Annotated in this window: 12 protein-coding genes; 6 read left to right on the top strand and 6 right to left on the bottom strand. The window is 71.9% G+C overall.

Going from position 1 to position 11,630, the window contains the following annotated elements; translation table 11 throughout:
- Positions 1-118 precede the first annotated feature (118 nt).
- On the bottom strand, positions 119-475 hold the full coding sequence (locus ACIHFB_RS02580) for a VOC family protein (protein ID WP_365268916.1): 357 nt from the start codon (positions 473-475) through the stop codon (positions 119-121).
- A gap of 60 nt (positions 476-535) precedes the next feature.
- Between ACIHFB_RS02580 and ACIHFB_RS02575 the strand changes: the two genes are divergently transcribed.
- Positions 536-1,408: a universal stress protein gene (locus tag ACIHFB_RS02575; protein ID WP_400124964.1), complete on the top strand. Its 873-nt coding sequence runs from the start codon at positions 536-538 to the stop codon at positions 1,406-1,408.
- Between the two features lies 1 nt (position 1,409).
- On the opposite strand, the gene ACIHFB_RS02570 is transcribed toward ACIHFB_RS02575, so the two are convergent.
- From ACIHFB_RS02570 to ACIHFB_RS02555, 4 genes are all read right to left on the bottom strand, one after another.
- Positions 1,410-2,642: a DUF4032 domain-containing protein gene (locus ACIHFB_RS02570; protein WP_400124963.1), complete on the bottom strand. Its 1,233-nt coding sequence runs from the start codon at positions 2,640-2,642 to the stop codon at positions 1,410-1,412.
- A 10-nt stretch (positions 2,643-2,652) separates the two neighbouring features.
- Complete coding sequence (locus ACIHFB_RS02565) at positions 2,653-3,399, bottom strand: MBL fold metallo-hydrolase (protein ID WP_365268908.1); 747 nt, start codon at positions 3,397-3,399, stop codon at positions 2,653-2,655.
- 73 nt (positions 3,400-3,472) lie between these two features.
- On the bottom strand, positions 3,473-4,642 hold the full coding sequence (locus tag ACIHFB_RS02560; protein ID WP_365268905.1) for an acyltransferase: 1,170 nt from the start codon (positions 4,640-4,642) through the stop codon (positions 3,473-3,475).
- A 134-nt stretch (positions 4,643-4,776) separates the two neighbouring features.
- On the bottom strand, positions 4,777-5,403 hold the full coding sequence (locus ACIHFB_RS02555; protein ID WP_365268903.1) for an alpha-ketoglutarate-dependent dioxygenase AlkB: 627 nt from the start codon (positions 5,401-5,403) through the stop codon (positions 4,777-4,779).
- A gap of 122 nt (positions 5,404-5,525) precedes the next feature.
- Here ACIHFB_RS02555 and ACIHFB_RS02550 point away from each other — a divergent pair, with 122 nt between their 5' ends.
- Both ACIHFB_RS02550 and ACIHFB_RS02545 read left to right on the top strand, forming a co-directional pair.
- The gene (locus tag ACIHFB_RS02550; RefSeq protein WP_365268900.1) at positions 5,526-6,152 is read left to right on the top strand and encodes a TetR/AcrR family transcriptional regulator; all 627 of its coding nucleotides are present in this window, start codon (positions 5,526-5,528) and stop codon (positions 6,150-6,152) included.
- Between the two features lie 17 nt (positions 6,153-6,169).
- Positions 6,170-7,843, top strand: a complete 1,674-nt coding sequence (locus ACIHFB_RS02545; RefSeq protein WP_365268898.1) for an FAD-binding dehydrogenase — start codon at positions 6,170-6,172, stop codon at positions 7,841-7,843.
- 24 nt (positions 7,844-7,867) lie between these two features.
- Here ACIHFB_RS02545 and ACIHFB_RS02540 read toward each other — a convergent pair whose 3' ends face one another.
- A complete protein-coding gene (locus tag ACIHFB_RS02540; protein WP_400124962.1) occupies positions 7,868-8,218 on the bottom strand; it encodes a DUF488 domain-containing protein in 351 nt (116 codons plus the stop codon).
- A gap of 139 nt (positions 8,219-8,357) precedes the next feature.
- On the opposite strand from ACIHFB_RS02540, the gene ACIHFB_RS02535 reads away from it, so the two are divergent.
- The 3 genes from ACIHFB_RS02535 to ACIHFB_RS02525 are packed head-to-tail and all read left to right on the top strand — an operon-like array spanning position 8,358 to position 11,629.
- The gene (locus ACIHFB_RS02535; protein ID WP_365268892.1) at positions 8,358-9,101 is read left to right on the top strand and encodes a L,D-transpeptidase family protein; all 744 of its coding nucleotides are present in this window, start codon (positions 8,358-8,360) and stop codon (positions 9,099-9,101) included.
- Between the two features lie 18 nt (positions 9,102-9,119).
- On the top strand, positions 9,120-9,818 hold the full coding sequence (locus ACIHFB_RS02530; RefSeq protein ID WP_365268890.1) for a response regulator transcription factor: 699 nt from the start codon (positions 9,120-9,122) through the stop codon (positions 9,816-9,818).
- Positions 9,815-11,629, top strand: coding sequence for a HAMP domain-containing sensor histidine kinase (locus tag ACIHFB_RS02525; protein WP_365268887.1), 1,815 nt, complete (start codon positions 9,815-9,817; stop codon positions 11,627-11,629). The genes ACIHFB_RS02530 and ACIHFB_RS02525 overlap by 4 nt, the downstream gene beginning before the upstream one ends.
- The last annotated feature ends 1 nt before the right edge of the window (position 11,630 follow it).

Genomic DNA, 11,630 nt, shown 5'->3' with positions numbered 1-11,630 from the left:
CCCACCCCGAGAGCGGTCGGAATTCACGGTGCGGCGACCCCGTCCCCGCCGCGCCGGCTCCCGCCCATCGTATGTTCGATCGTCCTGCTTCGCTCAGGTATGCGGACGCGGTGCGGCCTCAGCCGCGCCGCGAGCTCAGCACGCAGAACTCGTTGCCCTCCGGGTCGGCGAGCGTGACCCAGCTCTCCGCGCCTGTCTGGCCGATGTCCGCATGGCGGGCGCCGAGCGCGAGGAAGCGGGCGACCTCGGCCTCCTGGTCGTCGGGGCGGAAGTCGAGGTGCAGTCGGTTCTTGACCGTCTTGCCCTCGGGTACCGGCCCGAAGATCAGCCCCGGCAGACGGTCCTCTCGCGGCCGGATCTCGTACTCCTCCGGCGAATCGTTCAGCACCACCCACCCCAGCGCCTGGGCCCACCAGCGGCCCAGGGCGGCCGGGTCGGCCGAGTCCACGACAACTTGCTCCCACTCCAGACTCATCCCGGCAGGGTAGTGAAGACTGGTCGACGGACGCGACCGCACTACTTGGGAGGCAGCCGCATGACACGCCCGATCACGGCAGGGGTCGACGGTACGGAGGAGAGCCTCGCCGCGCTGGCGTGGGCCGCCCGGGAGGCGGTCCGCCGCGAGCTGCCGTTGCGTGTGGTGCATGCCTGGCGGTTCCAGTCGCACGAGGCCCTTGACACCGGGGACGCCGACCAGCAGGCCGGCTGGGTGCGGGACGCGGTGGAAGAGGCCGCCAGGGGCGTCGCCGAGCGGCATCCGGGCCTCGCCGTGACCACCGAGGTGCTGGAGGGCAGCCCGGTGGACACGCTGACCGCTGCGGCGGCCGACGCCGAGGTGCTGGTGCTCGGTTCGCGCGGGCACGGCCGCGTCGTCGGCTTCCTGCTCGGCTCGGTCGGACAGCAGGTCATCGCCGGGGCCACGCGACCGGTCGTCCTGGTGCGGGCGGGGGACGAACCCGCCGCGGAGGCCGCGGGCCGCGAGGTCGTCGTGGGCCAGCAGGGCGACCCCGACGACAGCGCCGCCGTGCTGTGCTTCGCGTTCGAGACGGCGGCCGCGCGCGGGGCGACCGTACGCGCCGTACGGGCCTGGACCCTGCCACCGGTGTTCGCCTACAGCCCCGGCTCGATGAAGCTGCTCGACGAGGCCGGGGGCCTGGAGCCGTACGAGAAGAAGGCGCTGGCCGCGGCGCTCCAGCCCTGGCGGGACCGGTTCCCCGACGTCGCGGTGGTGGAGCACGTGGAGATGGGCAGCGCGGGGCAGGTGCTGCTGGAGGTGGCCGGGCGGGCCCAGCTGGTGGTCGTCGGCCGGCGGGCCAGGCGTACCGCTGTCGGCGCACGGATCGGCTCGGTCGCCCACGGGGTCCTGCATCATGCGAGCTGCCCGGTGGCCGTGGTCCCGCTCGCCTGAGTCACTCCGAGGTCGGCTGGAGGGTGTCGCGCGCGGTGGGCAGGATGTTCTTGACGTAGTCCGCCACCGCCGTGTCCAGGCCGATGTCGTGCTGGGCGTGCTCGGACAGGTACCAGCGGTGTTCGAGCAGCTCGTGGTAGATCTCGGCCGGGTCCATCGAGCCGCGCGCCTGAAGCGGTACGGCGCGCACGGTCGGCCGGAACACGTCCCGCACCCAGCGGTGGGCGAGCACCTCCGGGCGGGCGCCGAGGGGGTCGCCGGGGGCGTAGTCGTCCTGGGTGGCCATCCAGCTCTCCAGGTCGTTCAGCAGCCGCCGGGCCTGGTTCTCCTCGGTGTCGAGGCCGGTCAGCCTGAGCAGCTGGCGCTGGTGGTGGCCCGCGTCGACGACCTTGGGCACGAAGGTGACCGTGTCGCCGTGGGAGTTGTGCTCGATCTGCATCTCGGCCACATCGAAACCGAGCTCGTTCAGGCGGCGGATCCGGCGTTCTATGTAGTGGTACTTGCCCGCCGGGTAGACGGAGGTGCGGGTCAGCTCGTCCCACAGGTCCCGGTAACGTCCGCAGATCTCGGTGCCGAACTCGATCGGGTCGACGGACGGGTGCAGCGCCCCGGACGCCTCCAGGTCCAGCAGCTCGCCGCTGATGTTGACCCGGGCGAGGTCGAGGTCGTAGTCGCGTTGTCCGGTGCTGAGCTGCGGATACAGGTCACCGGTCTCGGCGTCCACGAGATACGCGGCGTAGGCGCCCGCGTCCCGCCGGAAGAGCGTGTTGGACAGCGAGCAGTCGCCCCAGGCGAACCCGGCGAGGTGCAGCCGGACGAGGAGCACGGCCAGGGCGTCCATGAGGCGGTGCATGGTGGCCGGGCGCATCGTCGTCTCGAACATCGAGCGGTACGGCATCGAGCCGCCCAGATGCCGGGTGATCAGCACCGGTTCCAGTGGGGCGCCGTCCTTGTCGGCGCGCCCGGTGACCACGGCCAGCGGGTCGACCGCGGGGATGCCGATGCGGTCCAGGTCGCGCAGCAGCTCGTACTCGCGCAGCGCGGGCCGTTCGGCCAGCTCCTTGACGGCGATGACCTCGGAGCCGGCCCGGGCGTAGCGCACGACGTGGCGGGAGATGCCGCGCGGCAGCGGGACGAGGTATTCCTCGGGCCACTCCTCCAGGGGCACGTCCCACGGCAGTTCCAGGAGGAGCGCGGGGTGCTCCGGGTTGGTGGCGCTGATCTGCAATGCCATGGCCCGAACTCTAGAGCGCGCGCTCCCGGGCGTGCCGCGCCGCCTCACGTACTGGACCGCGGTGCACCGGACCGTGGCCGGGGACCAGGATGTCGGCGTCGAGGCCCTCCAGGGTCTCCAGCGAGGTCACGGCGCGGGCACGCTCGTGATGGAACATGTCCGGCAGCAGCTGGGGCCCCTTGACGCGCGAGGTGGGGTGGCCGCTCACCAGGGCGTCGCCGGAGATCAGCACTCCGGTGTCCGGGAGGTGGAACACGACGTGCCCGAGCGTGTGGCCCGGCGTGTGCACGGGGACAGGGCGCCCGGGCAGGTCCAGCGGACCCGGCGCCGCGAACGGCTGCGGCTCGGCCACCGGGATGTGAGCCTTGCCGCCGACTCGCAGGGCGTGCACGGCCCACGTCAGCACGCCCGGACGCCAGGCGTTCTTGAGGACCTGGCCGATCGACACCTGGTGCAGGAAGTCGCGGCGGGCGTGCGGCACTTCGGCCTCGTGGAGGTAGACCGGCGTGCCGTACGTACCGCGCAGGTGCTCGGCGGAACCCAGGTGGTCGTTGTGGGCGTGCGTGATCAGCACCGCCGTGACGGCTTCCGGTGAACTCCCCACCTCCGCAAGCGAGGCGAGGAGCAGCTCCCGGTCCCCGGGGTAGCCGGTGTCGACCAGCGTGACGGCGTCCCCCTCGGTGAGAATCACCCAGTTGGTGTTGCTGCCGTGCACCAGATAGGTGCCGTCGGCGACTTGCCGCACATCTGCTTGCATGATCGTCCCGCCTGGTGAGTCCGTGCCCGACGGCACCAGCAAAGCAGACGACGAGGGGTCCGACGCCTCCGGGTCAGCGCATCCCGAACAGGAAACGCGTCACTCTCGTCCTGCGGACCGCGAACTCGTACACCAGGAGAATCACGGCCAGCGAACAGGTGACGATCACCGCGTACTTGACGGGGATCGGCGCGTCCCAGCCCACGACCCCGTAGGCGAAGGCGACCACGACCGGCTGGTGCAGCACGTACAGCGGAAGCGCGGCGAGAGCGAAGTACGGCAGGAGCAGCCCGGGGCGTGGGCTCGCGGACGCGCCGCGCTCACGGGGCCGGTCCAGCAGCCCCATGATCGCCACCACCCAGCACCAGCCCGCTGCCCCGAACACCGCCCGGGTGACCAGCGCGAGCGGGGTCCAGTCGGTGAACGGGTCGTCCTCCTCGAGGAACCCCGGTGCGGTTCCGCAGAACAGGACGATCCCGAGCGCTCCGACGGGCCGGGCGAGGCGGCGCATGGCGGCACGGATCCGTTCGTCGCCGGCGAGTGCGTAGCCGTAGACGAAGAACAGCAGGTACGCCCAGCGGTTCCAGCCCGCGTAGTTCTCCTCCATTCCGGCAAGGGAGTTGAGCAGGGCGAGGGGCAGGGCGGGCAGGAGGAGCAGGGCGGGCCTGCGTTCCACCGCGGCTCCCGCTCGCTCGGCGCCTGCCGCGACGGCGGCGGCGACGGGCGCGAGGAGCAGGCAGAAGGCGAGCAGCAGGACGACGAACCACAGGTGGCCGGTCTCGAAGTGCTCGCCTTCGAGGACGAAGGGGAAGTCCGCGAGATCCAGGTGGACGTGGAAGAAGCGGGGCCAGAAGCTCCAGTACGACTCGTCGTAGCCGGGGTCGGCGGCGCGCAGCCGCAGCCACTGCGGGACGGGGACGATGGTGAGCGTCGCGAAGACCAGGGGGACGCCCAGGCGCAGCAGGCGTTCGCGGGCGAAGCCGCCCGGGCCGCGGCGGCGGATCGAGTACCGGGCGCCGAGGCCGGCGACGAGGAACAGCAGGGGCATCGCCCAGATCACACCGAGCCCGGCGACGACGGTGACGGCGTCCGTCGTGTCGGCGTTCTTGACGTAGAAGTCGTCGTCGGGGGAGAAGACCAGGGCGGCATGGAAGAAGACCAGGCCCACCACGACGAGCGCCCGCAGCGCGTCCAGTTCCCGGCGCCGGGGAGCGGCGGTCGTCCGCGTGGATTCCGTGTCCATGCGACCCCCAAAGTCCGGCCCAGTGTGGGGGAGGACGGGCGGGGACGACAGGGTTCCGTCAGGGGTGAGGCTGCCTCCGGCACCGTCCGCCGGAGGCAGCCCCCGCGCGCATCCGAAGCGGCCGCCTCTCCGCCTCAGTGCACGCCGTCCGGGCGGAACTGCACGCTGATGCGCGGTCCCGCGGCCCGGGTGGTCTTCGGTACGGCGTGCTCCCAGGTCCGCTGGCAGGAGCCGCCCATCACGATGAGGTCCCCGTGGCCCAGCGGACGCCGGACCGTGTCCCCGCCGCGCATCGGGCGCAGCAGCAGATCGCGGGGTGAACCCACGGAGAGGATCGCGACCATCGTGTCCTCCCGTGCGCCCCGCCCGATCCGGTCGCCGTGCCAGGCGACGCTGTCCCGGCCGTCGCGGTAGTGGCACAGCCCGGCCGTGGTGAAGGGCTCGCCCAGTTCGCCGGCGTAGTGGGCGCAGAGCGCGTCCCGCGCTTCGTCCAGCACGGGGTGCGGCAGCGGGTCGCCGGCGCCGTAGAACGCCAGTAGGCGGGGTACGTCGACGAGGTGGTCGTACATCGTGCGCCGTTCCGCACGCCAGGGCACCTCGGTGGCCAGCTGTTCGAACAGGACGTCGGAGCCCTCCAGCCACCCGGGCAGGACGTCGATCCATGCGCCGCGGCCCAGCTCGGTGCGGCGCATCGCGTCGAGGGAGCCGAGCCGGAGCCGGTCCGCCTGGTCGAAGAGCGAGCCCTGGAGGTGCCTGGTCATGGATCCAGCGTAACCCTAATTCGAAAATATGTTCCAACGAGGGTGAGTGAACTCTTGGTGTCCCGGCCCTTTGGATACATTCGTGTATCGGATACATTCACGTATCGAACGAGGGGCGGGACATGGTGACCGAGGCGACGACCGGGCGCGTGACCAGACGCCGCGTCCGCACGCGCGCCAACCTGCTCGACGCCGCGTTCGCCGTGTTCGCGGCCAAAGGGTTCGGCAGGGTCTCCATCGAGGAGGTCTGCGAGGCGGCCGGGTACAGCCGGGGTGCCTTCTACTCGAACTTCGCCAGCCTCGACGAGCTGTTCTTCGCCCTGTACCGGCAGCGTGCCGATCTGATCGCCGAGCAGGTGTCCGGGGCGCTCGCCCTCGACGGCCCCGACCTCGACGTGCCCGCCGCCGTCGACCGCGTCACCGAGGTGCTGCTGCTCGACCGGGACTGGCTGCTGGTGAAGACGGACTTCCTGGTGCATGCCGCCCGTGACCCGGAGGTGGCACGGACCCTGCTGGAGCACCGGGCGCGGCTGCGGGGTGCGATCGCGGAGCGGCTCGGTCGCGTCCGGGCTCGCACCGAACTGCCCGCCGTGCTGGGCGACATCGACGCCGCCGCCCACGCGGTGGTCGGCGCGTACGACGGAGTCACCACCCAACTGCTGCTGGACCGGGACGCCGAGCACGCGCGGGCCTGGCTCAAGCAGCTGCTGACCGCGCTGCTCACCGACGGCAGCGACACAACCGTATGAGGAAAGGGACCCTCGCCATGGATGCCGATGTCATCGTCGTCGGAGCGGGCCTGGCCGGCCTGGTCGCGGCGCACGAACTCACCAGCCGGGGCCGCAGGGTCGCCCTGGTCGACCAGGAGAACGCCGCCAACCTCGGCGGCCAGGCGTTCTGGTCCTTCGGCGGGCTGTTCCTGGTCGACTCCCCGGAGCAGCGGCGCCTGGGCATCAAGGACTCCTTCGACCTCGCGTGGAACGACTGGCAGGGCAGCGCGCAGTTCGACCGTGTCGAGGACGAGGACTCCTGGGCGGTGCGCTGGGCGCGCGCCTACGTGGAGTTCGCGGCGGGGGAGAAGCGCTCGTGGCTCGCCGGGCACGGCATCTCGTTCCTGCCGACCGTCGGCTGGGCGGAGCGCGGCGACCTGCGGGCCGACGGACACGGCAACTCCGTACCCCGCTTCCACATCGCCTGGGGCACGGGCACGGGTGTCGTCGAGCCGTTCGTCGGCCACGCGAAGCAGGCGGCGCGCGACGGGCTGCTCACCTTCCACCACCGGCACCAGGTGGACGAACTGGTCGTCGAGGAGGGCTCGGTGCGCGGTGTGCGCGGCACGGTTCTCGCCGAGGACCGCTCGGCCCGCGGCGTCTCCTCCAACCGCGACCGGATCGGCGACTTCGAACTCACCGCCCAGGCCGTGGTCGTCACCACCGGCGGCATCGGCGCCAACCACGACATCGTCCGTCGCTACTGGCCCGAGCGTATGGGCACCGCGCCCGCCGAGATGGTCACGGGCGTTCCGGCGTACGTCGACGGACGCATGCTCGACATCAGCGACCGGGCCGGTGTGCGGCTGGTCAACCGCGACCGGATGTGGCACTACACCGAGGGCCTGCAGAACTGGGACCCGATCTGGCCCGGCCACGGCATCCGCATCCTGCCCGGCCCGTCCTCGATGTGGTTCGACGCGCTCGGCCGTCGGCTGCCCGATCCGTGCCTGCCCGGATACGACACGCTCGGCACCCTGAAGCATCTGCGCACCACCGAGGACATCGCCGGGTACGACCACTCCTGGTTCATCCTCACCCAGAAGATCATCGAGAAGGAGTTCGCGCTGTCGGGCTCCGAGCAGAACCCCGACATCACCTCCAAGGACCGCAAGGCGTTCCTGCGCGAGCGTGTGCTGGGCAAGGGCGCGCCGGGACCGGTCGACGCGTTCCTGCGCAAGGGGGCGGACTTCGTCGTGGCCGCCACGCTCGACCAACTCGTCGAGAAGATGAACCAGTTGACCGACAAGCCGCTCCTCGATGGCGCACAGGTGCGGCGCCAGATCGAGGCCCGCGACCTTCAGATCGCCAACCCCTACGCGAAGGACTCCCAGGTCCAGGGGATCCGCAACGCCCGCCGCTACATCGGTGACCGCCTGGGCCGGGTCGCGACCCCGCACCGCATCCTCGACCCGGCCGCCGGACCCCTGATCGGCGTCAAGCTGCACGTCCTGACCCGCAAGACCCTCGGCGGCATCCAGACCGACCTCGACTCCCGCGCCCTGGGCGTCGACGGGGAGCCGATCGGCGGTCTGTACGCGGCGGGCGAGGTGGCCGGCTTCGGCGGCGGCGGCGTCCACGGCTACAACGCCCTGGAGGGCACCTTCCTCGGCGGCTGCCTCTTCTCGGGGCGCGCGGCGGGGCGGGCGGCGGCGAAGCAGACCGGCTGATCCCGCGCGGGCGGGCCCGCCTTCTCAGTCCTGGAGAAGGCGGGCCAGCACGGCGGCGTGACTGTGCTCGGGGTCCTTGGACGCGGTCAGCAGCGTCACGGGGCCCTTGGCGGCGGACTCCCTGACGGTCCCGAGCAGTTCGGCGGCCTCGGGTGCGGCGAGCTCCGCCTCGTAGCGACCGCTGAACTCCTCGTACGACGCCTCGCCCGCGTGGTACCAGCGGCGCAGCTCGGTCGACGGGGTGAGCCCCTTCGGCCACTCGTCCACCCGCGCCGCGTCCTTCGACAGACCGCGCGGCCACAGCCGGTCGACCAGGATGCGCACGCCGTCCTCGGGCTCGGGCGGGTCGTAGACGCGACGGACGCGAACGCTCACGGCGGTGCCTTTCGACAGGGCGACTCGGCGTCCGGGAGAACCCGGACAACCTGTTCGATACCCGACTCTATGCGCCGGGCCGGCCGAACACCGCCTGGAAACTGACCAGTTCCTTACAAGTGTCGGTCAAGGTCGAACCATGATCGCACGCAAGCCCGGTGTGGCCCTGCTCGCCGCATCCCTGCTCCTGACCGGCTGCGGCGCCGGTGCCACGGCGGCCACTGACCACGAGTCCGCGACCGCCGCGGCCCCCGCGCCGAACACCCCCGCCCCCGAGATCTCCATCGAGGCGGCTCCGCGGCAGCTGCCCGGACTCGGACCGAAAACCCTGGCGCAGGTGCCGCCCGACGCCCGGCAGGCCGTCGTGGTGACCGGTCGGGGCAAGAACTCCTCGCGCTCCACCGTCGTCCTGTACGAACGCACCTCCGCAGGCTGGCAGGCGGGCGCGAGCTGGCCCGCGCACAACGCCTTCAAGGGCTGGACCGACCACCACGAGCTCGGCGATCTGCGCTCACCCATCGGCGTCTACGCCCTCACGGACGCCGGCGGTCTGCTGGCGGACCCCGGAGCCAAGCTGCCGTACAGCCAGTCCTCCGCTTTCACCCTGACCGGTACCGGCTTCGAGGGCGAGCCGCTGGCCGGCTCCTTCGACTACGTCGTCGCCATCGGCTACAACCGGCAGCCCGGGACGTCGCCCCTGGACTGGACCCGGCCCCTCGGCGAGAACCGCGGCGGCGGGATATGGTTCCACGTCGACCACGGCGGCCCCACACACGGGTGCGTGAGCATCGCGAAGGAGCACATGAAGGAACTGCTCCTGACGCTGGACCCGGCGCTCCACCCCGTGGTCGTCATGGGCGACGCCACGTCCCTGGCCCGCTGACCGCTTAGGATCCGCCCCGTGTGTGCACATGTACTGGTCGCCGAGGACGACGCGATGCAGGCCGAACTCATACGCCGCTCCCTGATCGCGGAGGGCCACACCGCCACCGTCGTCCATGACGGACGGGCCGCCCTCGACGCGGCCCGGCGGCTCACCCCCGACCTCGTCGTCCTGGACCTGATGCTCCCCGTGATCGACGGCTTCGGGGTGTGCCGGGTGCTGCGCGCCGACGACGACATCCCGGTCCTGATGCTCACCGCGCGCTCGGCCGAGGACGACGTCCTGCTCGGCCTGGAGCTGGGCGCGGACGACTACATGGTCAAGCCGTACAGCCCGCGCGAGCTGATGGCCCGTATCCGGACCGTCCTACGGCGCAGCGGACGCGCACAGACCGACCGGCGCGAGGATCCCGTCGTACGCGCCGCCGGACTCGCGGTCGATCCCGTACGGCACGAGGTGCGCTGCGACGGGGCGCCGGTGGAGTGCACGCCGGCCGAGTTCGAGATCCTGCTGGCCATGGCCGGGGAACCGGAACGGGTCTTCTCCCGGCGGCAGTTGCTGGAGGTCACCCGGGGCACCGACCGGGCATCCACGGAACGGGCCGTAGACGTCCACATCATGAACCTGCGCCGGAAGATCGAGGCCGATCCGCGCCGCCCGGTGAGGCTGCTGACCGTGTTCGGCGTCGGCTACAAGCTCAGCGGCGGTCACGGATGAGCGGACGCATCCCCCTGCACAAGCGCCTCCTGGTGAGATTGCTGATCGCCTCCGGCCTCATCGCCGTGTGCTCGGTCGCGGCGACCGCGTGGCTGGCCGTGGCGACCACCACCCGCGCCCTCAGGGAGGAACAGGGCCAGGCCCTGGCCACGGACATGGAGGTACTCGCCGAACTCAGCGGCTACGCGGCCACCCATCGCGACTGGAAGGGAGTCACAGCGACCGTGGCGGAGCTGTCCGCGAAGACGGGACGCCGGATCGCCCTGACCACGCCCGGCCGTACGATCATCGCCGACTCCGCGCCGCCCGGCACCTCCCTGCCGCCGAGCGCCGCCGCCGCCGTGGACCCGCTGCGCATCGACACCTACAGCGAGCGCGGCGCCCAGCAGAGCGGCATCGACCCGCGCGTCGTGGGGCCGTACCGGCTCACGAAGGAGGAACGCACCAAGCTCGACCTCCTGGCCCGGAAACGACGAAGCTGCTTCGACCTCTACGGCGTGGAGACCACCCTCGCGCGCACGCCGAGCGGCCGCCCGGTGGTGGCCGACGCGGACGGCACCGATCAGCCCACGTACGTGCCCGAGCCGTGCGCCGACGGACTGCTCAACACGCCGACCCCCACGGAAGCGAAGGCGCTGAGCGCGCTTCAGCGACTCTCCCGCGCCTGTCTGACCCGGGCGGGCCTGGACCCCGGAATGCCCGTGTCCCTCGGGACCGGCCTCCGTGGCCCGGCCTACCTGAGCCCGTCCATGGATCCCCGCTTCGCCAAGGACGGCGCCGTGGAGATGAAGGAGGCGGAGTCCTGCCTCGACGATGCGCACCGCGCCCAGCTCGACCCCTATGTGGCACCGGTCGCCGAACTGTTCCTGGGCGGCGGGGACACCCCCGCCGTGCGGTTCGACATGTCCCCGGCCAACAAGGCGAAGATCGTGGGCACCGCGGGGGTCGTGCTCGCCGTCACCGTGGCCGTCACCGCCGTGATCGCCACCCGGCTCGTACGGCCGTTGCGCGCGCTGACCGCGGCGGCCCAGCAGCCCCCGGAGCGCCATGTCCGGGTCCCCGTCACCACCCGGGACGAGACCGGCATCCTGGCCGCCGCCTTCAACGACCTGACCGAACGCCGCGAACGCCTGGAAGCCCAGCGCAAGGCGATGGTCAGCGACATCGCCCATGAACTGCGCACCCCGCTCACCAACATCCGCGGCTGGCTGGAGGTCACCCGGGACGGTGTCGTCGACCCGGACCCGGCCCTGCTCGCCTCGCTGCACGAGGAGGCCCTCGTCCTCCAGCGCGTCATCGACGACCTCCAGGACCTCGCGGCCGCCGACGCGGGCACCCTGCGCCTGCACCGTGAGCCCGTGCGCTGCGACGAACTCCTCCAGCAGGTCGCCGCGGCCCACCGCGTCGCGGCCGACGCGGCCGGCGTCGACCTGTGCACCGCCGTGGAGGGCGAGCCGTGGCTGGACGCCGACCCGGTCCGCATGCGTCAGGCGCTCGGCAACCTGGTCTCCAACGCGGTGCGCCACACCCCGGCGGGCGGCACCGTCACGCTCGCCGTACGCGATGACGGCGACGAGGTCGTCCTGGAGGTCTCGGACACCGGCACGGGCATCGCGTCCGAGGACCTGCCGCATGTCTTCGACCGGTTCTGGCGCGCGGAGAAGTCCCGCAGCCGTCGCACGGGCGGCAGCGGGCTCGGTCTGCCCATAGTCCGCCATCTCGTCGCCGCCCACGGCGGAACGGCCGAGGCGGTGAGCGAGCCCGGCAAGGGCAGCGTCTTCACCCTGCGGTTGCCGGGCGGCCCGACCTAGG

This window comes from Streptomyces sp. NPDC051963, assembly GCF_044593495.1.
Lineage (GTDB): Bacteria > Actinomycetota > Actinomycetes > Streptomycetales > Streptomycetaceae > Streptomyces.
Note: the sequence above shows the minus strand (reverse complement) of the source record. Positions and strands in the feature narration are given on the sequence as shown.